The organism is Pacificibacter maritimus (assembly GCF_003814915.1).
GTDB classification, from domain to species: Bacteria; Pseudomonadota; Alphaproteobacteria; order Rhodobacterales; family Rhodobacteraceae; genus Celeribacter; species Celeribacter maritimus.
Window position 1 is genome coordinate 86,167 of the sequence record NZ_RKQK01000001.1, and the last position, 22,928, is coordinate 109,094.

A 22,928-nucleotide genomic window follows, 5' to 3' on the forward strand; every position below is an offset into this window, starting at 1 on the left:
CTCAAACACAGCAAGGAGTGATGTAAGTGATTGTTTTTTAATGGAGGCGAGTACCGGAATCGAACCGGTGTACACGGATTTGCAATCCGCTGCGTAACCACTCCGCCAACTCGCCTCTTTGTTAACCCTAAATTTGCACGGGTTAATATTCGAACATAGGCCCATCAAAATGTGGTTGTTGAAGGCCCTTCGATTGTTCGTGAGGCTTATTACTTTTTTCCCAAGGCTTGTCCAGCACCTAATCTTTATGAAATGCGCCAATTTTACGATTGCTTTTTGTCTATGAAAATTTGCGCTTGCGCTAAAGTTGTGTGGATGATGGAAAATTGTGCTGTCACCAAAATGTGTTGATATGGCGCAGGTCGTGTTAGCTAATCGCGTGTTGCCGTGCGGGTTGTGATATGGCAATAACACGCAGACACTTCTGAACGAGAGAGTTCAATTTATGACAGATTTTGCCAAATTGCGCACAATGATGGTCGACACGCAGGTGCGCCCCTCTGATGTGACTAAATTCCCCATTATCGAAGCGATGCTAACAGTGGCGCGCGAAAATTTTGTACCCGCAGCGCAGCGTGAAGCCGCATATGTTGGTGACGATATTGCCTTAGGCAATGGACGCGTTGTTTTGGATGCGCGTGTTTTTGCGAAAATGCTAGATTCTTTGGATATTCAAAACGACGAACTGGTCTTGGATATCGGCACTGGTCTTGGATATTCATCAGCTGTGATGGCGCGCATGGCGCAGGCTGTTATCGCAGTCGAACAAGATGCGGATCTGGCCAAAGATGCCACAGCCGCTTTGGCAGCCGCTGGCGCAGATAATGTGGTTGTCGAAGTTGCTGGTCTTGCGGCGGGTGCTCCACAGCACGGACCTTATGACGTTGTGATCTTGCAAGGGGCTGCACAAGAGATTCCTGCTGCAATTTTAGACCAAGTCAAAGAAGGTGGTCGCATTTGTTCAATTTTTCTCGACGGAAGCCTTGGAATTGTACGTATCGGTTACAAGATAAAGGGTAAGTTGACTTGGCGCATGGTATTTAACGCGACTGCGCCAGTTCTTCCTGGATACGAAGCACAAAACGAGTTTGTGCTTTAACAGAACATTTGTGACGTGAATGTCATAATTTAGAAAAGTTAGGGCATTGATATGCGTTTAAAATTTGGGGCAGGGCGGTCGCTGGCTGCAAGTATGTTTGCTATGGTTGTGGCGCTTAGTCCCGCGGCTTTGAGTGCAGAAAGCCTTGGCGATGCTTTAGCCTCTGCATATAAAAACTCTGGTTTACTTGAACAAAACCGCGCCAATCTACGTGCAACAGATGAAGGCGTCGCGGCCGCTGTCTCTGCTATGCGTCCAACGCTTGGTTACACTGCGAGCGCTGGATATGACGCGGTCGGCGGTGGCGCTGGCGCTTGGGCAAAGTCTCTTGAATTTTCGGCCAGTATGACCCTGTTTACATTTGGTAAAAACAAGTTGAGCGTTGATGCCGCAAAAGAAACGGTACTGGCGACACGTGCAAGTTTGGTGGCAATCGAACAAGACGTGTTGGGCGCTGCGATCTCAGCCTATATGGATGTGCGTTATTACGAAGCCCAAGCCAATGTACGTGCCAACTCCGTGCGGTTGAATCAACAAAATCTGCGTGCTGCCCAAGATCGCTTTGAAGTGGGGGAAATCACGCGCACTGAAGTCAGCCAAGTCGAAGCACAGCTTGCATCAGCCAGATCTCTAAATGCCGCAGCGCAGGGCCAAGTTTTATCCGCGCGCGAAGCATATAAAGTTGCCGTTGGTAATTACCCGTCAAACCTATCGACGCCACCCTCAGTGAAAGTGCCTGCGAGCACTGTAGACGAAGCTGTGCGTTTGGCCGTTCAGTCGCATCCCGCGATTAAAGCTTTGCAACATAGGATTTCGGCCCTCGATTTGGCAGTGCAAATTGCTGAGCGCGGCCTGCTTCCTACGGTGTCTGCCTCAGCTTCTCGGACTTACGGCAGTGACTGGAATGACAATGCTTTGACGGTAGAAAATTCGCGTGACAGTTTTGGGATCGTTGCACGCGGCAACATTTATGCTGGCGGCAACGGGGCATCGGCGATTCGTAAAGCCCAAGCGAACCTAGACGCAGCGCGTGCTGAATTGCACACATCTGCGCGTCAGGTTGAACAAAATGTTCGGACCGCTTGGTCGATGTTGTCTGTCACTGCAGCCTCATCCAAAGCGACAGCCGCGTCTGTTCAAGCTCAGCGTGTTGCCTATCAAGGCGTGAAAGAAGAAGCTGACCTTGGCGCTTCAACCACATTAGACGTGTTGGAAGCGGAACAAGATTTGCTTGATGCACAGGTTCTTGCAATTCAAGCGCGGATCAATAGCGAAAGTGCAGTCTTTTCACTGTTAAGTGCTATGGGTCTTTTGACAGTCAGCCATTTGAACTTGGATGTGCCAGTTTATGATCCTGCCGCTTATTATAACGCTGTGAAAACGGCTCCGACCTCAAATATAAGTGCTCAGGGCGAAAAGTTGGATCGCGTTTTGCAATCTTTGGGTCGCAACTAAGCAAAAAATGTATTTTGTGAAATTAAATCCGCTCAATTTTGTTGGGCGGATTTTCTATTTGTTGTGTGTCGTACAGAAGATGGCTACCATAGAGCGTATAAAACTGGGGGAGTCGGGATGTCTGATCCAATGACAAATATCGATGCGGATGATGTTTTGGCATCCATTCGCAGATTGGTTTCGGAAACCTATGATCCAATGGCGCGCAAGGCCAAGCCTACTCCTGTGACTGACCGTTTGGTTTTGTCCCCTGATTTGCGTGTGGTCGAAGGCAAAAAACCTTCCGAAAATGATCGTGACACGACAGCACAATCGTCAGTCGAGAGGTCGCAAGCCCCCGCAACGACCGTGACCTCAGGTAAAGATATCCAGCCTTTGATCCTTGAAGCGCAGGATGCCGTTACCCCTGTTGCTGATGCAAGTGATGAAACGCATGCTGCGCCAATTGCTACCGATGACGATAGCGGTGCCGATGTCAGCGAGCCCTCAGATAACCAAAATCCGCTGGAAGTGGCGGATGTTGTCAATGAAGATCTGCAGGGTGATGCAGTGCAGTCCGAACGCGGAGAAACGGTCGAAGATGCCGTCTTAGCCGCCCAAGCTTTGATGCGCGATGTGCCACAACCTGTCAGCGCTGATACGCCACCGGAGCCGCAAGAAACGACAACGCAGGCAGAGCCGCATCATGCCCCGTCCACATCGATGAGCATTGAAGAACGCATTGCGGAATTGGAGGCCGCGGTTGAAGAACAACCCGTTGAGGCTGCATTCGAAGATTGGCAAGCGGATGAAACCGCAGGCTATGATGGCTATGAAGAAGACTATGACGCAGACGAACCAACTGCATTTTCGCCTGCTTGGGCTAATCCGTCCGCACGGGTTTTGGACTTTCAATCCGCCTCTGCGGCAAAATTCACTCATGCGCAACATACAGATGTTGCGGAAGCACCAGAGCCTGAAGTTGTAGATCAGACAGCAGATGTTGCAACAGATCACGCGGATCAAGATCATGACCTAGAAGGCCCAAGTGATTTTGAAGCCTTCGAACATGATGTGCAAAAGGACAAGATGTCTGAGGAGGCAGAGGCCGCCGAAGCCTCCCCCTTTGAAACCACAGCCGAAGCCCTGCAAGAAAGTGATCATGTCGCCTATAGTGGATCAGAAGACGACGATGATGATTTAGCTTTGGCGGGCTATTCGGATCAAGAACTTTTGGACGAAGGCGCATTGCGCGATATGATTGCCGAAGTGATCCGCGAAGAGTTGCAAGGCAGCTTAGGCGAACGCATTACCAGCAACGTCCGCCGATTGGTGCGCCGCGAAGTGCAACGTGCCTTGACCTTGCGTGACTTCGAATAGTTACACAGTCTTAGCCAAAGCGATCAGGTGATCTATATCCATATGAGTTTCAATATGGGTGGCCAGGGCGTCGAGCGTATCGTCCACGCCTGCTTCGAAATTGACATGCGGGTCGGTCAATCCGAATTGTGACAGGTAGCTGTGACGGAAATCGTCAGCAGCGAAGAGCCCATGCAGGTAACAGCCTTTGATCCGCCCGTTTTGTGCTGAAGCCCCTTCGGGACGTCCATCAATATCAAGCCAAGCCTGTACAGAATCTGGCCCTTGGGTGCGGCCGATGTGAATTTCATAGGCCGATAGTCGTGTGCCCGTATCTTTGTCGATAGCGGTGACTTCGGCCAGCCGTTTGGTGGGGCTCATCACCGTTGTCACATCAAGCAGGCCAAGACCCGCGTGCCGTCCTGCGCGGCCTTCGATGCCCTGTGGATCTTCAATCCATTTGCCAAGCATTTGATATCCGCCGCAAATTCCTAAAATATGCCCGCCACGGCGCAGGTGGGCTTGTATGTCGATGTCCCAACCTTGGGCGCGCAGGTCGGCCAAATCGCTGATCGTCGATTTGGTGCCAAGCAGTAAAATCAGATCGCCATCTAGCGGTAAAGGGCGCCCTGCTTCGATAATTTCAATCCGCACATTCGGCTCTGCGGCCAAAGGATCAAGGTCATCAAAATTTGCGATGCGCGATAGGCGTGGCACGATGATTTTGATCGGACCATCGCCACTAGAAGCGATATCCATGATGTCTTCTGCTGGCAAACGATGCGCGGCGCTAAACCATGGAATGGTGCCCAGATCGGCCCAGCCTGTCATATCGGAAATGGCGCTGGCACCGTCTTGAAACAGGCTGACATCGCCGCGAAATTTATTGACGGCAAAGGCTTTAATGCGATCACGATCCTCAACGGGTAACACCGTATGCGTGCCCACCAGTTGTGCGATCACGCCGCCACGGTCTATATCGCCGATCAGTACGACGGGCACATTTGCGGCCTCTGCAAAGCCCATATTGGCGATATCTCCGCTACGCAGATTGATTTCGGCGGGGCTACCTGCGCCTTCGATAATGATGAAATCGACATCCTGCGCCAAGCGATGAAAACTTTGCAAAACGGCAGGCATCAAGGTGGCTTTCATCTTGCCGTAGTCACGCGCTTTCAGGGTTGCGATGCGTTTGCCCTGCACCACAACCTGCGCGCCGATATCTGTTTCGGGTTTGAGCAAAACAGGGTTCATATCCGTATGGGGGGGCAAACCGCAGGCGCGTGCTTGCAAAGCTTGCGCGCGGCCTATTTCGCCACCGTCCGCTGATACGGCTGCATTGTTTGACATGTTTTGCGGTTTAAATGGCGCGACCTTATATCCGCGCGCGGTAAGCGCTCGCGCGATCCCAGCGACCAACATGGATTTACCGACATTGCTGCCCGCCCCTTGAATCATAATCGCTTTTGCCATTGCCGCCTCATCTACATCTTTGGAATGTTCTAGTGTGATTGCGGCTTAAGGCAAAGCTTAGTCATCGTCAGGTCCGCGCCTTTTCACATCTTTATAAGCTGTGCCATCAAGGTGATGATAAAAATTGGCGGATGAGGTATCCACCATCAGATCCAAACCGGGATAAAAGGCGCGTTCGCCTGTGATCCGTGACCCGACTTCCAAGATCACAACATCCTTATCGGTCCTATTTTGCAGACAATGGCCGATCTCAACGCCCGCCTTGAATCCCGCGCAATCGCCTGGCGCAAGCTCTTGTTCCGTGTCGCCGTAGACCAATGTTGGGTTGCCTTCGACCACATAGACAAATTCGTCTTCGCTTTCGTGCCAGTGGGGCAGGGCGGACCATGTGTTTGGTGCGAGGCGCGTTAGGTTCACCCCGAATTGGTCCAATCCCACGGCATCGCCGAGCGCCTGCTTTTCGCGGGCCTTGGTATTTTTATGAAAAGGCGGTGGATAGAGTGTACCAATCTTTTTGGGGGTCGCAGTGATATCAATCTTGCCGCCTTTGGGGGTGTCTGAATTTGTTGTGCTCATCGTGCGGTTCCTCATCTGTTTGACCAGTATGCGGCATAGAGAGGCGCGGACAAAACAAAAGACGCGCCAAGGTTTCCCGTGGCGCGTCTTTTCATAAGAAATGGCAGTTTCTTTAAGGGGTTATGCCGCTTCAGCTTCTTGCTGTGCATTGCGACGTTCGCTTTCTTCGCGAGACAAAGCAACAGAAGTGCGGACACCCTTAGATACGAATTCCATCAAGCCAGACACAACCCGTTCGTTTGGGTCGATACCAGAACATGACAATACTTCGCGCCCATCACGTGACCGCGCCCAACGCGCAATCTGTTCAGGGCCATTGCCGTATTTCTTGTTATCGGCGATCGCATCATCCAAAGCAGCAAGTACAACAGCGGCAAAAAGTTTGCGCGCACGCTGGCCTTGTTCATAATTGAATGCGGAGCCGTCAACGAAATCAGCCATGATTTTTCCTTGTTTTATTGGTCTTGTCTTTTCGGCGTGAGGTGCCTTATGGCAGGTTCGCGTCGATTCGGATACAGTGTATTTGCATACCTGTCATGCGCTAGATGCATGACCAAAACGTAAACGAGACCCATATCCGCGACTTGCGCCAAACGGACTGTCCAGATATAGGGTGTGGCAAGTTTTATTCAACCATTAGCGCGGGTATATACATGCCAAAAATCAACGGTAACGAAATCCGTCCAGGAAATACGCTTGAACATGAGAACGGTTTGTGGGTCGCCGTAAAGGTTGATCACGTGAAGCCAGGCAAGGGGGGGGCTTTTGCTCAGGTTGAGCTGAAGAACCTACGCGACGGCCGTAAATTGAACGAACGTTTTCGCTCTGCGGATAAAGTTGAACGTGTGCGCCTAGAGCAAAAAGACCAACAATTCTTGTACGAATCCGATGGGATGTTGGTTTTCATGGACATGGATACCTATGAGCAAGTCGAACTGCCTGCGGATCTGTTGGGCGATCGTCGTCCTTTCTTGCAAGACGGTATGACAGTTGTGATCGAATACTATGATGTCGAGGCGCTTAACGTCACGGTGCCCCAAAAAGTGACCTGCAAAGTTGTTGAGACTGAGCCAGTGGTCAAAGGTCAAACAGCCGCCAATTCATTCAAACCAGCGATTTTGGACAATGGCGTAAAAGTCATGGTGCCGCCTTTCGTGGCCCAAGATGAAGACATCGTGGTTAACACAGAAAGCATGGAATATTCAGAGCGCGCTTAATCGCGTCGTTATGCAAAAGAAAAAGGTCGCCTTCGGGCGGCCTTTTTTATTTACTGTCCACATCAAAAGGAGACAGACATGCAGCATTCTAAGCCAAGTGATGACGGTCGCATCAGATGCAATTGGGCGCATATGGCACCTGATTTTCCGCTGTATCAGATCTATCACGACACAGAATGGGGCATGCCGCAAGATGATGACCAATGCTTGTTCGAAAAGCTGTGTTTGGAAAGTTTTCAATCAGGTCTAAGTTGGCGAACGATATTGGCCAAACGCGATAATTTTCGCGCAGCCTTTGATGATTTCGATTTTCATAAGATCGCGCAGTATGATGAAGCAGATGTCGAGCGTTTGTTGCAAAATGCGGGCATCATTCGCCATCGCGGTAAAATAACCGCAACGATCAATAATGCACAACGCGCGCTCGATCTAATCGCCAGCCAAGGGTCTCTTGGCGCTTATATCTGGCAGTTTGAACCCAGCCTGCAAGAAGTGTTGGGTTTAGAGTATCCCGCTGCAACATCGGCGTCTTCTGTGGCCCTGTCCAAAGATCTCAAAAAACGAGGCTGGAAGTTTGTTGGCCCGACAACCATCTACGCATTCATGCAGTCTATGGGGCTGGTCAATGATCACGCAAGCGATTGCATTTGCCATGCCACATGCGAGGCTGCGCGTGCGGGATTTATCCGTCCCAAGTGACGCTGGCATCCCCCGCAGTCATCTCGGATTTGGCACGATCAAACCGCAGAAAGGCAATCGCTTGGTTATGCGATTGGGTGAATAGGGTACCCGCCTCTTTGCCGTCTTTGGAAATCAGTTTGGTGCCAATAGGCGCCTCACCCGTGATGTTGACAGTGGCCAAGCCTTTGCGCAATTCGGTTTTATGTTTCATGCGTGCGGTGATTTCTTGGCCGACATAGCAGCCCTTGCGGAAATCCACACCGTTTAGCCGCTCAAAACCGACCTCTAACAAATAGCTGTCAGGCGTAAGCTCAATCCCAGTTTCGGGAATGCAATAGGCCACACGAATGGCATCCCAATCCACATCTTCACTAGGGCGACCATCATAGGCACGCCAGCCTAACGCATCGTGGCGCGGGTCTGCAAAGGCGCCGTCTTCGGGCGTACCTAATCCGCGTGACACAGTGATATCAGTCATCTCAAGCGTCACATTTGATCGCATTTTATACATCGTCAATCGCTTGAGCAAAGCAGGAGCTTCTTGGGTTTTGACGTCAATCCAAATGGTGTCGCCTTGTGGGACCAAAAAGAAATCGACCATGAACTTACCTTGTGGCGTCAAAAGGGCTGCATAGACAGATTTCTCGCTGAGTTTACTCACGTCATTTGACACCAGACCTTGCAAGAATTTGACGCGGTCTGGTCCTGTGACGGCGATAACGCTGCGATGGGCTGCATTTTGGGTCATGATCATTCCTTTGTTCCTGCAAAACATATAGGATCTTTTCAACGAGACACCAGTGGCCCGAGCACAAAGAAAGTTCACAATGCGCGCACCTATTTCTGTCATCATCCCGACTTTGAATGTGGCTGCCAATCTGCCCGATTGTTTAGCCCGAACGATGGAAGGCCTTAACGCAGGGGCTTTGCGCGAATTGGTGATTTCAGATGGCGGGTCAAGTGATGACATCAGTACATTGGCGCATGCTGTGGGGGCAGAACTGGTAACAGGTGAAGCGGGGCGCGGGGGGCAACTCATCCGTGGCGCTCAGGCTGCGCATGGTGAATGGCTGTTGTTCTTACACGCTGACACTTGGTTGCCCGAAGGGTGGTCAGAGGCGGCTTTAGATCATATCCAAGCCCATCAATCTGGGGCGCATAAGGCAATGGCGTTTTCTTTGTCTTTTCGGTCCACTGCACTTATGGCACGGATCACAGCAGGCTGGGCCAATCTGCGCAGTCGCAGGTTTGGCTTGCCCTACGGGGATCAAGCTTTGCTTATTTCGCGCGCGCTTTACGATCAGATCGGCGGCTATCCCGATCTGCCTTTGATGGAAGATGTTGCGATCGCGCGCAAACTGAAAGGCCAGATTGTGATCAATCCGCTTTGCGTCCAAACAGACCCAGCGCGCTACCAATCCAACGGCTGGCTGCGCCAAGGGGGCCAGAACCTGTGGCGGCTGTTTCGGTATTTGATCGGCGTCGATCCCGCGCAGCTACACCGCGATTATCGGTGATGGTTTTGCCCTCGGAATACTGCAATCTATAGAGATCGGCATAAAGCCCGCCACGCGACAAAAGTTCATCATGGCTACCTTGGTCCACGACACGGCCTTGATCCATCACCACGATTTTATCTGCGCTGCGGATGGTCGAAAGACGGTGTGCGATGACCAAAGTTGTGCGATTTTGCGAGAGCTTCTCAAGGGCCTCTTGGACAACCTTTTCTGACTGTGCGTCCAATGCTGATGTCGCTTCATCCAACAGTAGAATCGGTCTGTTGCGCAAAATAGCACGCGCGATTGCAACCCTTTGGCGTTGGCCTCCTGATAAAGCCGACCCGCGCGGGCCCGCCATCGTGTCCAAACCTTTGTCCAGATCGTTGATGAAATCGGTGACATGGGCGGCATCCATCGCAGCTTTCAAGTCGGCATCGCTGACCTTTTGCCCCATGGTAATATTGTCGCGCAGGGTTTCGTCAAACAGAAGTGAATCCTGTGAAACCACAGAATAGAGCCCCCGCAATTCCGCCAAATCCAGATCGGTATTTTGGACATCGCCCAAGGTAATAGATCCAGATTGTGCATCAGCCAAGCGTGTTAAAAGGCTGAAAATGGTGGATTTCCCAGCACCTGACGCGCCGACAAGCGCTGTGGTTTGCCCTGCTTTTGCTGTGAACGTGGTGCCTTGCAACACAGGGGAGTCTGTGTAGGAAAACACAATGTCTTTCAGCACAATATCAGCTTGGCCTGCTGGCATATCGAGTTGTTTTGGCACCGCTGGGCTTATGATTGTGGGCCTGTGCATGAATATCTCGTACAAGCGTTCCACAGGGGCCATAGCTTGCTGCCACGTGCCCAATGCAGTCCCTAAACGGCGTGCGGGATCAATGACCAAACCTATAGCGGTGAAAAAGGACATAAATTCGCCAATGGTTTTTTCACCGCTGATGATCTGCCCACCCCCATAGTAAAGCACTGCGCAAAATCCGATGCCCGCAACAATATCAACCAAAGACGGAATAGCCGCTTGTCCACGTACTGAGCGCAATTCTGAGCGCACGAAAGACGAAATGGTCGATTCAAAACGACCTGTCTCGCGCTCCTCGGTGCCTGAGAATTTAATCGAGGTTGTGCCGTGAAACACTTCGTCCAAGCGGTTGGAAACCTGTGAGGAAAATTCGCGCGCTTGATAGGACGTTCGGCGCACCACGTTTTGCAAGGCCGCGATGGGCATCACCAGCAAAGGTGCCGCCGATAAAACGATCAAAGTCCATAGCCAGTCGGTGTATAGGGCCACGGCCAAAAGCGAAATAACGCCAACCAGATCGCGCCCTAGGCTGGTAAACAAATTGCCCCAAAGTTGTGAAATCTGCTGACTATCGCCACGTGTACGTTCGATCAAAATGCCCGGAGGGTATTGATGGAAAAAAGGCCCATCTAATGTCAGAATATGTTTCACCAATGATGTTTGCACGCGTGCCGATGTATGTTGCTGCGCCATTGTGATCAAAACGCGCTGCACAAATGATGACAGGGCGCGCACAACAAAAACCCCCATGATAGCAAAGGCGACCCAAGTGATCGACGATGTGCTGCCACTGGTCAAAATAGTGTCGAACATCGGCTTGATCATATAGCTGAGCGCCCCCAATGTGAGGCCCTCTAACACCATAAAGACCATCGCACCCAAAAGTGTTGGCGTGGATTGACGCAGATACCCGCCCCAAAACCAATTCATCAAAACGCGCGACGTCATGGGTTTTCTAGGCTCGGAATTGGTCATTTGAAATCCTTTGCTAGGCCCTGTGATCTGGCCAAAAGTGCGATCCGTTCAAAACTGCTGTTGAGTATCTTTTCGCCGCTTTGGACGACTTTCGTGGAGTTAGGAATGTTTCCAAAGCGGATTGAACGTGCTGGTGATGGCTGCGCGATCATAATGGGATTCAAACCATGTGCGGATCGGCATATCTCCAAGCCGTTTGGTATCGGCCTCGTAGCAATCCAGCATATGATCTAAAACGCCAGTTTTGGTACTTTTTAGGTGCATATAACGCCAATTCAATTGCTTGCGCGCCTCGTCGATTGAGGCCCCTTCGATGTGCAACAAATAAAGTGCTGACACCAATCCAGCGCGGTCTGCGCCAGATTTACAGTGAAACAAAAACGGCTTTTTAAGGGTTTCAAGCAGATCCAACAGGTCCAAATATGTCTCTTTTTGCGCCAAGCTGCGCGCGCTGAGGGAGGTGGTGATCAATTCGATCCCCAATTCTTCGCAGGCTTGTTTTTCAAGCAACATAAAGCTGATCCGTTTATTCGGATCTCCGCGCAATGACAAAACGGTTTCAATGCCCATACGTTTGTATTTTTTCAATCGTTTGGGCGAAGGCTGGTTCGACCGCCACACGCCCGGTGCAATTTCCCATAGGTTTTGCCACAGGTCGCGCAAAAATGCGTGATCAAACAGGTAGAAATGCCACATTGCCAAACGGCGGGTCCGTGGGGTCGATACGTCATTGCCGAAATTGCCGACTCGCGCGTATTCAATATCCTTGAACCGTTGCTTAAGTGTCATGTTCCAACTGCCTCGTTTGGGTGATTTAATCACAGGTATGTAGCGGCTTACGTGCCTCGTCGCAAGGTTTGGCTGACGATGATGCATGACAGGCGCGGGCGTTGCGCGAGACCAAAAAGAATGCGTTTTACGCGCCACAGTCTTGCAACGCTAAAGGCAGCGCTGCGGCAAACATTTCCACCTCTGCGGGCAGGCCGATGGACACGCGAATGCACCGATCGAGCGGCGCCGCCGCGGGCATGCGGATAAAGATACCTCGTTGCGCCAAGGCTGCCACCAAACTGCGGGCAAAGGCGCCATCTTTACCGCAATCTATGGTGACAAAGTTTGTGGCCGAGGGCAGGGGGATCAAACCATTGTCTTGTGCGATCTGTGCAATTCTCGCGCGTGCCTTACCCACATGAACAAGCGTTTCATTGAGATAAGTTTGGTCCGCCAAAGCCGCATGCGCGCCTGCTTGTCCAACACGATTGACGCCAAAATGATTGCGAATTTTATCGAAGCCGCTGACAATTTCAGGGTGAGAAATGCCATAGCCGATGCGTGCGCCAGCAAGGCCGTAAGCCTTTGAAAATGTACGAAAACGTATCACGCGCTTGTCGGCCGTGTTCAAGGCGGGGCGGGTGCTTTGGTCGGCAAATTCACAATAAGCTTCATCCAAGACCATTAAGCAGCCATGGGGCACAGCGTCGATCATGTCTTGCACTGTTTGCGCGCTATGGGTGCTGCCCATCGGATTGTTCGGATTGGATAAGTATACCAATTTTGCACCGACCTCTTTCGCCTTGGCGATGAGCGCTTTCGGGTCTTCAAAATCCCCCATGTAAGGAACTTTGTGCAAGGCGCCGCCAGCGGCGGCCACATGGTAGTTAAATGTGGGATAAGACCCATCGGAGGTCACAACCGCGTCGCCTGCGCCAACATAAAGTCGTACCAAAATACCAAGCAAACCGTCGATGCCTTCGCCGATGGTGATGGCCTCAGCTTCGATTTGGTGGTGCTCCGCTAGAGCTGATCGTAGCGGTTCGTTTTCAGGCACGCCGTATTTCCAGATGCCGCTCAGCGACTCTTGCATGGCTTTTGTGGCTTTGGGAGACGGGCCAAAGGACATTTCATTGGCGCCCAAACGCGCTTTAAACGGTGCGCCGCGCTGGGCTTCCATCGTTTCTGGGGCGATGAAAGGAATTGTGCTGGGCAGGCTGGCTGCGATGGGTGTGAGGCGTTTATCTGTCATGGATATCATTTGCCCGATTGGCAAATCTGCTGCAACCCCTTGAAAAAGGTCAGCACTGTTACCATATATGTAGAGTAAGCCGAGAGGAGGGCCATAAATGACCCAGCTGAACCGACGTACATTTCTAATGACTGCTGCTGCGGCGACAACTGCGCGTGCAGTGCCACCTGTGGCAGGATTGATGAAATCGCCACCTGCGAAACGCATTTTGACGCTTGTCTACGACAAATCAATCGGCGCGATGCGGGCGATTGATCGCTTGGTGCATTGATTTGGATGTTCCATAGTCAAAGATGCACAGAAAAACGGGCGCGAGATGTCCCTCGCGCCCGTTTGTGATTTTGACGACTGAAATGCTTATCCGATTTCAGCCAAGCGATTCAAAGCCGCTTGCAGTTTGGCTTCTTCCTCTTCGCGGGCTGCCAAATTGGCTTGGGCTTCGGCCACCACGTCAGCTGGAGCAGAGGCTGCGAATTTCGGGTTTTTCAACCGTCCACGCAGACCGCCCAGTTCTTTGGCCAGTTTTTGCATAGATTTCTCAAGCCGCGCTTTTTCTTCCGCGATATCAATCACGCCTTCAAGGGGCAGGGCGAATGTGCCGCCCTCAACAGGGATGGTGATCGCACCTTTTGGCATGGCGCCCACAGTCAGGCTATCAACGCGGGCCAGTTTCATGATCAGCGCCTCATTGTTGGTCCAAGCTGTTTTGCCAGCCTCATCCAAGTCGACCTGCACCATCGGGATTTTCAGACCCGCAGGCACATGCACTTCGGCGCGCGATGATCGGATGCGTTCAATCAGATTGATCACCCAGTTCATTTCACGATCCGCATCGGCATCGATCAATTCGGCGCCATATGTCGGCCAATCGGTGACAGCCAAAAGCCCGCGATCTGTTTGAACCGTGCCCCAAAGCTCTTCGGTGATGAAGGGCATAAACGGGTGCAACATGATCAGCGCTTGATCCAAAGCCCAACCCATGGTTTGGCGCGTTTCGGCCAGCACCGCTTCGTCTTCGGCAAAGAGCAATGGTTTCGCGAGTTCCACATACCAGTCGCAGAATTTACCCCAAACAAAGGCGTAAAGCGCGTTTGCTGCATCGTTGAAACGGTAGGCTTCAATCGCGGCATCGACTTCGGCGCGGGTTTTTGCGACCTCGCCGATGATCCATTTGTTCACCGTGGCCTCAGGCGTTGGCATCACGGAGGGGTCATAAACCTCGAACACTTGGTTCATTTCGGCAAAACGCGCGGCGTTCCAGATTTTGGTGCCAAAGTTGCGGTAGCCTTTGATGCTGTCCTCGGACAGTTTCAAAACACCACCGATGGCCGCCATAGAGGCATTAGTGAACCGCAGCGCATCAGCGCCGTATTCGTCAATGATTTCCAGCGGATCAATGACATTGCCCGTGGTCTTGGACATCTTCTTGCCCTTCTCGTCACGCACGAGCTGGTGCAGGTAAATGGTGTGGAACGGCACTTCGTCGACCACAGCCAATTGCATCATCATCATCCGCGCAACCCAGAAGAATAGAATGTCTTGCCCAGTGACCAATACGTCTGTCGAAAAGTATTTCGATGTTTCTTCAGTCCATTCAGGCCAGCCGAGCGTGCCGATAGGCCAAAGGCCAGAGGAGAACCAAGTGTCCAAAACATCAGGGTCGCGGAACATTGGCACTTCCATCGGACCCTCAAAGGATCTGATTTCACCTTCGTTCTTGGTGTCCATCAGCTTGATCTGTTCGGCCAAAAGCGCTGCGGCTTCTTGTTCATCTGCAACGATTCGGAAATCTGTGCCGTCAGCAGATTGCAGTTTGGCCTTTTCGATTGCCTCTGCTTCCGTCGCCGCACAAATAGGGTACCAATCTTCTTGGCCTGGAACATACCAAACCGGAATCTGATGCCCCCACCACAATTGACGCGAGATACACCACGGTTCGATATTCTCAAGCCAGTGGTTGTACACTTTGCGCCCTGAATCTGGGATGATCTGGGTTTTGCCGTCACGAACAGCATCCAGCGCAGGGCCAACGATTTTTTCAGCGTCAACAAACCACTGATCCGTCAGCATAGGCTCGATCACCACTTTGGAACGGTCGCCAAAGGGCTGCATCACAGGTTTGTTTTCAACGTAAGGCACGACTTCGGAGACCTCAGTTTCGACGCCCTCATCGTCTTTCACCTTTTTGGTGACTGTGTGCATCACGGCCAAACCAGCATCGGTGATGTCAGCAATCACAGCTTTGCGCGCCTCAAAACGATCCATGCCACGGTATTTTTCTGGCACAAGGTTCAGCGCGTCGATCTCAGATTCCGTGGCCTCAGCCCCCGCCGCGATTTCACGCGCGCGGTCCACACACACATCATAAGCCTCGCCATCATCACGCATCGCGCCTTTGCGATCCATCAAGCGGTACATCGGCAATTTGCAGCGTTTGGCGACTTGGTAGTCGTTGAAATCATGCGCGCCAGTGATTTTCACAGCCCCAGAGCCGAAGTCTTTGTCAGGGTATTCATCAGTGACAATCGGGATCAAACGATCACAAAGCGGCAGATGCACCATTTTGCCAACAATAGGCGCGTAACGCTCGTCACTTGGGTGAACGGCCACAGCGCCATCGCCCAACATGGTTTCGGGGCGTGTGGTTGCGATGGAAATGTAGTCGCGGGTCTCGCGCAGCGTCACATTGCCGTCTTCGTCTTTTTCCACGTATTCGTAAGTGTCACCACCCGCGAGCTTGTATTTGAAGTGCCACATGTGGCCTGCAACTTCGATGTTTTCCACCTCGAGATCAGAAATCGCGGTTTCGAAATGCGGGTCCCAGTTGGTCAAGCGTTTGCCGCGATAGATCAGGCCCTGTTTGTGCATCTCGACAAAGACTTTGATCACGGCGTCATGGAAATTGCCCTCTTCGCCAGTAGGGGCGTTTGGCGCGCCAGACATGGTAAAGGCGTTGCGCGACCAGTCACAGGAATTGCCCAAGCGTTTCATTTGCTCAACGATGGTAGTGCCGTATTGGCCTTTCCAATCCCAAACGCGAGACAGAAAATCATCGCGCGACAATTCAGAGCGTTTCTTGCCCTCATCGGCCATGAGTTTCTTTTCGACCTGAAGCTGCGTCGCGATACCTGCGTGGTCTTGGCCAGGTTGCCACAGGGTGTCAAAGCCGCGCATACGGTGCCAACGCACCATGATGTCTTGCAATGTATGGTTAAAGGCGTGGCCCACGTGCAAAGCGCCTGTCACATTTGGCGGGGGTAACATGATGGTAAAGGTGTCATCGCGTTGAGCATTGGCCCCCGCTTTAAAGGCGCCTGCCTTTTCCCAGTCGTCATAAATCCGCTTTTCTGCCGCTTTTGCGTCAAAAATTTTGTCCATGGTCATGTTAAACCGCCTAATACGTCATTCCTGTTGCTGCGTTATGTACCGCGCAGACGCACTGAGGGAAAGGGTGAAACCCGTTGATGTAGATCTCCTGAAGGACCACGACCGCCACGTTTTTCGCCAATTACGGTGTTTAAGCGTCTTGGCCCTAGGAGAAATGCTTATGCGACAGTCGAATTCTGGTATCCAAAACAAGCTTGATAGCCTTGTCGCACGGCGGGGGCATCACGGCGCCGCTTTTTCGGCTTACCGTGAAAATGATGGGGCAGAGTTTCATTTCAAAAGCGGAAATCTGACAGCTCGCAAGGCATATTTTGGTATGAGCACAACGCATTTATATGTCACTGCGATCATTTTACAGATGTGTGCCGAGGGAAAGCTGGCGCTCGATACGCCTTTTACCGCCTATTTGACGGGGCACAGATACTGCGAAAATCTGCATGTCCTAGCGGGGGAGGATTACACCGAAAACGTGACTTTGCGTCATTTGATGCAGCATCGTTCTGGCCTACAGGGGCGGCCTTTGTTTGATCAGGCTGTCTACGGCAGGGGCAAGGATCTTGATGCTGCATGGACTGTTGAAGATGTCGTGGCGCGGGTGCGCAGCCACGGGGCCATTTGCGCGCCAGGTGGGCGTCGCCGTGCCCTCTATAGTGATGCGCATTTTCACCTGTTGGGTAAGGTGATCGAAGAAATTGATGGCATGTCATTTGCAAAAGCTGTGCAGTGCCGCATCACGCAGCCGCTGGGGTTGACGTCGACCTATGTTTATTGTGATCCCTCTGATCGGCGCCCAGCGACTTTGATCGGCCGCCGCGGACCGCTTCATGTGCCTTTGGCGATGGCATCCTTGCAAGCAGAAAGCGGAATTGTCACCACATCGCGCGAAGCATTGCTGTTTTGTCGGGCCTTTTTTGAAGGCTATCTTTTTGATCGCAAGTACCTGAAATATATCGAAGAATTTTCACCAATGCGGGCAGGTATTTCATACGGATTGGGGTTTATGCAAGCAAAGCTGCCGTGGATCGCAAGGTTGCCTGCTGCGCTGGGCGCGCCGACAGGGATATTGCAGCAAGCGCCACGATTTTCGGGGTATCTCGCCGGAAACAATTCATTCTTATTTTTTGCACCTGAGGAAAGAATATATATCGCGGGCACTTTGAATAAGATGGCTTCGCCCAATAGTTGCCTGCGCTTGTTGACCGAATGTGTGGAGGCGATTGCGCAGCATAAAATCGCGCCTGTTCAACCGCCAGCTGCCCCGCGTGTTGCGCGTTCATTTGGTGCGAATGGGGTGGGCAGCACGCCGTCGCAGCCCGTGAAGGCGCGTTGGTCTTTGAGGCAGGTTGTCCAAAGCTGACCTATCTATTGGCCTCGCGTTGTGGTGGTGAATGTGCCGCGCCTTTTGGGCGCGCACTGTTTAAATCGAGCGGTCGAATTTAACGCTGAGGTGAATCAGACTTTCGATATCCTGCACCTCTGTAATGGCTGTGATTTGATCGAGTGTTTGATCAATTTCTTCAGTGCTGGCGCAGGCGATTTGTGCAATTAAATCAACACGCCCCGTCGAGGTCGCGACCATTTCTACTTCTGGGATGCTTTTAAGTTTGGCAACGACGCTGACAGAGGCGCGCGATTCGCAATATATCAAAACAGTGGCTTTGATACGCCGCGCTAAGGCGACATCCCCAAGCTTGATCGTGTAGCCTGCAATTGTGCCGTTGGTTTCAAGTTTTTCAAGACGGGCCTGAACCGTGGAGCGCGCCACTTTAAAACGGCGCGCCAATCGTGACACCGAAGTTGATGAATCAGTTGCCATCGCCGTCAGGATTTTTTGGTCGAGATCGTCCATATTTTAACCTTATCAGTGTTGCCACGGGGATGTTTCCGTGGGGGCAGCCTATCAGAGCTTACAATTTGACTTCAATACCTAACAATTTAACTGACATTATGTACATTTCAACTCTTTTTATCGGTGAAATGACGATGCATATATCCGGAACTTGTTTTCAGGATCAAAGGGCAGCGGCGACGCTCGTACCTGGCCTGGTTTGGATTAACGCGTAAGCGCATTCCCAACCGGACACCCCGGGTAAGATAGTGGCTGCAACTGTTGGTGAGGACACGCTAATGGGGCTTTCGAAAACACTTTGGGCATCGCCCGCAGACTTTCTTCGTACACATTCACCTGAGCATCCGGTGATGTTGTTTTCGCCTGAAACACTTCAGGCCTGCGCGCAAGAATTCTTGCAAGGTTTCCCTGGACTTGTGACCTATGCGGTCAAAGCCAATCCTGAGGAAGAAGTGTTGATCAACTTGATCAATGCTGGGATCAGTGGTTTCGATGTGGCTTCTCCTGTCGAGATGGACACCATCAAACGTTTGGCCCCTCATGCAGCTTTGCACTACAACAACCCAGTGCGTTCACGCACCGAGATCAAACATGCTGTGGCGCTGGGCGTTAAATCATACTCAGTTGATAGTCACTCTGAGCTGGTCAAGCTGGGCGAATTGGTGCCTGCGGATGGCGTAGAAATGGCTGTGCGGTTCAAATTGCCTGTGGATGGGGCGGCTTATAACTTTGGTGCCAAATTTGGTGCGACTGTTGAAAAGGCTATAGAATTGGTCACTTTGGCCGATCAGCTGGGCTATGACGTGTCACTCAACTTTCACCCTGGTACACAGTGTACAGATCCGAAAGCTTGGGAAACCTACATTCAAACAGCAGCTAAGATCGCTGAAGCCACTGGCGTGCGTATTCATCGTTTGAATGTTGGTGGCGGCTTCCCCTCCCACCGTTTGAATGAAGTTTTGCCGCAGCTCGCGCAGACATTCGCCTTGATCGAACGTGTCACCCATGAAGCTTTTGGTGTCGAAGCAGCGCCAGCTTTGATCTGTGAACCTGGTCGGTCGCTGGTGGCGGAAAGCTACACTTTGATCACCCGTGTGAAATCCATCCGCGACGATGCGCATGTGTTTTTGAACGATGGTGTTTACGGTGGCCTGTCTGAACTGCACCTTGTGGGTGTGATTGATCGCATTAAGGTTTATGGCCCTTACGGCAATCTGCGCCAAGGCGATCTAGTATCACGCACTGTTTTCGGACCGACTTGTGACAGCACCGATAAATTGCCATCAGAATTGGGTTTCCCTGCTGATATGGAAGAAGAAGATCACGTGGTCTTCTCAGGCCTTGGGGCATATTCTTTGGCCACTGCCACACGGTTTAACGGCTTTGGCAATATCTCAATCGAGACAATGCAGGCACTTGTGAAACCTGAGACAGACAAAGAAGTCCTTTACGCATAAGTGATTTCCTACACAGTTTCTTGCCTTTACACGGCCCCATGACGCGTTAGTTTACCGTCATGGGGCCGTTTTCGGTTTCGGGTTGCTTAAGTTTCGAGATGCTTCAAAGGACACGCAAACCTTGCCAATTAAATCTGTTGTGCGCCGTCTTTGGCATCTTTTAGATTTTAAAAAACAAGTCACCACATCAGGCGGCGTGCATGGGCGCGGGCCGATTAGCCATGTCATTATTATGGATGGCACCCTGTCGTCTTTGGAACCTGGGTTTGAAACCAATGCGGGGCTGACCTATAAGTTATGCGCCGAGGCCGCTGATATCGGCGGAGAGGGCAGCAATATGTTAGTGCGCTATGAGGCTGGCATCCAGTGGCGCACATGGCGCGACACAATGAGTGTTATCGAAGGGCGCGGCATCAACAAACAAATCATGCGGGTCTACGGTGGTTTGGCATCGCGCTATCGGGCAGGGGATAAGATCTATCTGTTTGGCTATTCGCGGGGCGGCTATGCCGTGCGATCTTTGGCAGGATTTATTGATAAGGTCGGGCTTTTAGAAGCGGATAAAGCGACTGAGCGCAATATCCGCACTGCCTATCGCCATTATCAAAAAGACCCCCTATCGGACAGCGCACGACAATTTGCCAAGGCCAATTGCCACGAAACCATTTCTATCGATATGTTAGGCATCTGGGATACCGTGGCAGCTGTGGGGATGCATTTTCCTGTGATCTGGCGCTTTTCCAAAGTGTTCCATGAATTCTATGACAATAAGCCACCCTTATGCGCCAAACGGGTCTATCATGCCTTGGCCTACCACGAACGCCGCCGCGCCTATCAGCCTGTGATGTTTGAAACGAATCCTGAGGCGCATCAGGTCTTAGAACAAATGTGGTTTCGCGGGTCGCATTCCGATGTGGGGGGGCAATTATCTGGCCACAACCCAGAACGCAAATTGTCGAATGCGACGATGGTCTGGATGTTGGAAAAAGCCGTCCACGCAGGGCTAACCTTGCCCGCGGACTGGCGCAGTCGCTATTTGGCTGACCCGAATGGGCGTTCGATTGGAATGAGCAAGGGGTGGGGCAAATTCTTTTGGCTCAGACGCAAGCGGATCGTGGGGCGTGATCCATCCGAAACGTTGCATCCCACATTGAAACAATAAGTAAAATGCCCCGCATGACTGCGGGGCGTTCGTTTTCGGGCATGCTGAGATTACGCTGGGTTAATGCCCAAATTGGCACAAACAGCTTTTGACAGATGCGGTTTGTTCAGCGTGTAAAAGTGCAGATCTTCAACGCCGCCTGCGATCAGTTTTTCACACATCTCGGTGGCCAGATCGATAGAGAGTTGTTCTGCATTTTCTCCCGCTTTGGCGTAGAGGTCGTCCAAATGCGTTGGCACAGGCGTGCCACAGCTTTGGGCAAATTTCTTAACACCGTTCCAGCTGCCAATCGGTAAAATACCTGGCAAGATTTTACCAGTGATGCCAGCGGCCTCTGCGCGGTCGCGAAAGCGGAAAAACGTATCAGGATCAAAAAAGAACTGGGTGATCGCGCTATCCGCACCCGCATCGAATTTGCGTTTCAAAAACTGCACATCGGCGTTTTCATCAGCCGCCTCTGGATGCGGATCAGGATAGGCGCCTACGCGCAATTTGAATTTACCCGTTTGAGCTAAAGCTTCGATCAACTCGATGGAATTGGCAAAGCCGTCAGGGTGTGGTTTGAACCCGCCAGCCCCTTGGGGCGCATCGCCGCGCAAGGCCACAAGTTCGGTGACGCCTGCATCATAATATGCATCGGCAATCGCCAAGGTTTCTTCGCGGGTCGCATCAACGCATGTCAAATGCGCGGCAACGTTTAGGCCGAATTTTTTGTGTAGCAATTCAACGGCTTCATGGGTCAAAGTCCGCGTTGTGCCACCTGCGCCGTAGGTGACAGATACAAAGCCAGGATTCAAATCATGCAGGGCGTTTACGGTTTCAAACAGACCAAAAGTGGCCGCCATGTTCTTCGGTGGGAAGAATTCAAATGAGATATTTGGCGTTTTGGTCATAATGGTCGTCCTCGTTGCGTGTTGGCGTCTTGTGTCATGTTCCGCCATGTGAGACAAATTCATAGTTCTCACTATTATTATGAATGGCACTCACAATGCATTTGGAATTTCGTCACCTGCGCACCATAAAGGCGATCTTTGAAGAAGGTGGATTGGCCCGCGCAGCAGATCGGTTAAACATCACGCAGTCTGCCCTCTCACATCAGGTCAAAGGCCTAGAGGATCAAGCTGGCGTGGAACTGTTTGTGCGTCGCTCAAAACCATTAAAACTTTCTGCAGCAGGCATGAAATTGCTGCGCTTGGCCGAAGATGTATTGCCCCGTATCGAAGAGATAGAAGCAGAGTTTCGCGGCATAGAAGACGGCACAAAAGGGCGTTTGCATATCGCGATTGAATGTCACGCCTGTTTTGATTGGCTGCTGCCTGTGCTGAATCAATTTCGCAAGGCTTGGCCCGATGTCGATGTGGATATTCGCCTGCGTCTGGCCTTTGGCGCGATGACAGCATTGGAAAAAGAACAAGTGGATTTGGTGATCTCCAGCGATCCCGATGTGCCAACAGGCGTGACATATATTCCGTTGTTTGACTACGCGCCTATGTTTGTCTGTTCGTCTAAAAATCCACTGGCAGAGCAAAAATATGTCGAGGCCAGCGATTTCGAAGATCAAACACTGTTCACCTATCCGATGGATCACGCGCGCCTTGATGTGTTCAAGGAATTGCTGATCCCTGCGGGTGTGACGCCCGCCCATGTGCGCCAAGTGGAATTGACAGATGTGATCATGATGCTTGTCGCGTCAAATCGCGGCGTAGCGGTTTTGCCAGACTGGGTGATGCGCGATGCCAAAACCAATCCCGAATATGCTGTGCTTCCTTTGACAGAACAAGGCAAGACCCGCCGTTTATATGCGGCCGTGCGCGATGATGATGTCTCGAAACCCTACATGGCGCATGTCATTCGCATTGCAAAAACCGAGGCTGTGAAACTTCAACGGGGGTAACTGGGGCATTTAGGCATAAACTTGCAATAAAA

20 protein-coding genes, 1 tRNA gene and 1 pseudogene are annotated in these 22,928 nt (G+C 51.7%); 11 read left to right on the forward strand and 11 right to left on the reverse strand.

The genetic code is table 11. From position 1 onward, the window contains the following. Positions 1-41 precede the first annotated feature (41 nt). Positions 42-115: transfer RNA gene (locus tag EDD53_RS00295), tRNA-Cys, on the reverse strand. A gap of 330 nt (positions 116-445) precedes the next feature. Here EDD53_RS00295 and EDD53_RS00300 point away from each other — a divergent pair. The 3 genes from EDD53_RS00300 (at position 446) to EDD53_RS00310 (ending at position 3,913) form a co-directional block, all read left to right on the forward strand. Next, entirely contained in the window at positions 446-1,099 is a 654-nt protein-coding gene (locus tag EDD53_RS00300; protein WP_123791217.1) for a protein-L-isoaspartate O-methyltransferase family protein, read from the forward strand. Positions 1,100-1,150: 51 nt separating this feature from the next. Next, a complete protein-coding gene (locus EDD53_RS00305; protein WP_246002119.1) occupies positions 1,151-2,554 on the forward strand; it encodes a TolC family outer membrane protein in 1,404 nt (467 codons plus the stop codon). A gap of 117 nt (positions 2,555-2,671) precedes the next feature. Further along, positions 2,672-3,913, forward strand: a complete 1,242-nt coding sequence (locus EDD53_RS00310) for a hypothetical protein (RefSeq protein WP_123791218.1) — start codon at positions 2,672-2,674, stop codon at positions 3,911-3,913. Here EDD53_RS00310 and EDD53_RS00315 read toward each other — a convergent pair whose 3' ends face one another. From EDD53_RS00315 to EDD53_RS00325, 3 genes are all read right to left on the reverse strand, one after another. Then, positions 3,914-5,365 (reverse strand): cobyric acid synthase, encoded by a 1,452-nt coding sequence (locus EDD53_RS00315; RefSeq protein ID WP_123791219.1) that lies wholly within the window; start codon positions 5,363-5,365, stop codon positions 3,914-3,916. A gap of 57 nt (positions 5,366-5,422) precedes the next feature. Next, entirely contained in the window at positions 5,423-5,941 is a 519-nt protein-coding gene (locus EDD53_RS00320) for a cupin domain-containing protein (RefSeq protein ID WP_123791220.1), read from the reverse strand. 120 nt (positions 5,942-6,061) lie between these two features. Then, complete coding sequence (locus tag EDD53_RS00325; RefSeq protein WP_123791221.1) at positions 6,062-6,382, reverse strand: DUF6280 family protein; 321 nt, start codon at positions 6,380-6,382, stop codon at positions 6,062-6,064. A gap of 212 nt (positions 6,383-6,594) precedes the next feature. On the opposite strand from EDD53_RS00325, the gene efp reads away from it, so the two are divergent. Then, positions 6,595-7,158, forward strand: a complete 564-nt coding sequence (efp, locus tag EDD53_RS00330) for an elongation factor P (protein WP_123791222.1) — start codon at positions 6,595-6,597, stop codon at positions 7,156-7,158. A gap of 78 nt (positions 7,159-7,236) precedes the next feature. Then, positions 7,237-7,857 (forward strand): DNA-3-methyladenine glycosylase I, encoded by a 621-nt coding sequence (locus tag EDD53_RS00335; protein ID WP_123791223.1) that lies wholly within the window; start codon positions 7,237-7,239, stop codon positions 7,855-7,857. Here EDD53_RS00335 and ygfZ read toward each other — a convergent pair. Further along, positions 7,841-8,587, reverse strand: coding sequence for a CAF17-like 4Fe-4S cluster assembly/insertion protein YgfZ (gene ygfZ, locus EDD53_RS00340; RefSeq protein ID WP_246002121.1), 747 nt, complete (start codon positions 8,585-8,587; stop codon positions 7,841-7,843). The two genes, EDD53_RS00335 and ygfZ, sit on opposite strands and share 17 nt — an antisense overlap. Before the next feature lie 79 nt (positions 8,588-8,666). Between ygfZ and EDD53_RS00345 the strand changes: the two genes are divergently transcribed. Further along, on the forward strand, positions 8,667-9,356 hold the full coding sequence (locus tag EDD53_RS00345) for a TIGR04283 family arsenosugar biosynthesis glycosyltransferase (protein ID WP_123791225.1): 690 nt from the start codon (positions 8,667-8,669) through the stop codon (positions 9,354-9,356). A gap of 241 nt (positions 9,357-9,597) precedes the next feature. Here the strand turns inward: EDD53_RS00345 and EDD53_RS00350 are convergent. The 3 genes and pseudogenes from EDD53_RS00350 to EDD53_RS00360 form a co-directional block, all read right to left on the reverse strand. Then, positions 9,598-11,124, reverse strand: a pseudogene (locus EDD53_RS00350) (ABC transporter ATP-binding protein); the annotation flags it as partial. Positions 11,125-11,223: 99 nt separating this feature from the next. Beyond that, positions 11,224-11,913: a tyrosine-protein phosphatase gene (locus EDD53_RS00355; RefSeq protein WP_170162650.1), complete on the reverse strand. Its 690-nt coding sequence runs from the start codon at positions 11,911-11,913 to the stop codon at positions 11,224-11,226. 127 nt (positions 11,914-12,040) lie between these two features. After that, positions 12,041-13,147: a pyridoxal phosphate-dependent aminotransferase gene (locus EDD53_RS00360; RefSeq protein WP_123791227.1), complete on the reverse strand. Its 1,107-nt coding sequence runs from the start codon at positions 13,145-13,147 to the stop codon at positions 12,041-12,043. Positions 13,148-13,244: 97 nt separating this feature from the next. Between EDD53_RS00360 and EDD53_RS00365 the strand changes: the two genes are divergently transcribed. Further along, positions 13,245-13,418: a Tat pathway signal protein gene (locus EDD53_RS00365; protein WP_123791228.1), complete on the forward strand. Its 174-nt coding sequence runs from the start codon at positions 13,245-13,247 to the stop codon at positions 13,416-13,418. 86 nt (positions 13,419-13,504) lie between these two features. Here the strand turns inward: EDD53_RS00365 and EDD53_RS00370 are convergent, their stop codons facing one another. Continuing rightward, positions 13,505-16,531: a valine--tRNA ligase gene (locus tag EDD53_RS00370; RefSeq protein ID WP_123791229.1), complete on the reverse strand. Its 3,027-nt coding sequence runs from the start codon at positions 16,529-16,531 to the stop codon at positions 13,505-13,507. A gap of 163 nt (positions 16,532-16,694) precedes the next feature. Between EDD53_RS00370 and EDD53_RS00375 the strand changes: the two genes are divergently transcribed. Beyond that, positions 16,695-17,891: a serine hydrolase domain-containing protein gene (locus EDD53_RS00375; RefSeq protein WP_170162651.1), complete on the forward strand. Its 1,197-nt coding sequence runs from the start codon at positions 16,695-16,697 to the stop codon at positions 17,889-17,891. 60 nt (positions 17,892-17,951) lie between these two features. On the opposite strand, the gene EDD53_RS00380 is transcribed toward EDD53_RS00375, so the two are convergent. Continuing rightward, positions 17,952-18,383, reverse strand: coding sequence for an Lrp/AsnC family transcriptional regulator (locus tag EDD53_RS00380; RefSeq protein ID WP_123791231.1), 432 nt, complete (start codon positions 18,381-18,383; stop codon positions 17,952-17,954). Between the two features lie 278 nt (positions 18,384-18,661). On the opposite strand from EDD53_RS00380, the gene EDD53_RS00385 reads away from it, so the two are divergent. After that, positions 18,662-19,840, forward strand: a complete 1,179-nt coding sequence (locus tag EDD53_RS00385; protein WP_123791232.1) for a type III PLP-dependent enzyme — start codon at positions 18,662-18,664, stop codon at positions 19,838-19,840. A gap of 121 nt (positions 19,841-19,961) precedes the next feature. Further along, on the forward strand, positions 19,962-21,002 hold the full coding sequence (locus EDD53_RS00390; RefSeq protein ID WP_246002123.1) for a DUF2235 domain-containing protein: 1,041 nt from the start codon (positions 19,962-19,964) through the stop codon (positions 21,000-21,002). A gap of 50 nt (positions 21,003-21,052) precedes the next feature. On the opposite strand, the gene metF is transcribed toward EDD53_RS00390, so the two are convergent. Further along, a complete protein-coding gene (metF, locus tag EDD53_RS00395; RefSeq protein WP_123791233.1) occupies positions 21,053-21,895 on the reverse strand; it encodes a methylenetetrahydrofolate reductase [NAD(P)H] in 843 nt (280 codons plus the stop codon). Between the two features lie 95 nt (positions 21,896-21,990). Between metF and EDD53_RS00400 the strand changes: the two genes are divergently transcribed. Continuing rightward, positions 21,991-22,896, forward strand: a complete 906-nt coding sequence (locus EDD53_RS00400; protein ID WP_123791234.1) for a LysR family transcriptional regulator — start codon at positions 21,991-21,993, stop codon at positions 22,894-22,896. Positions 22,897-22,928 lie beyond the last annotated feature (32 nt).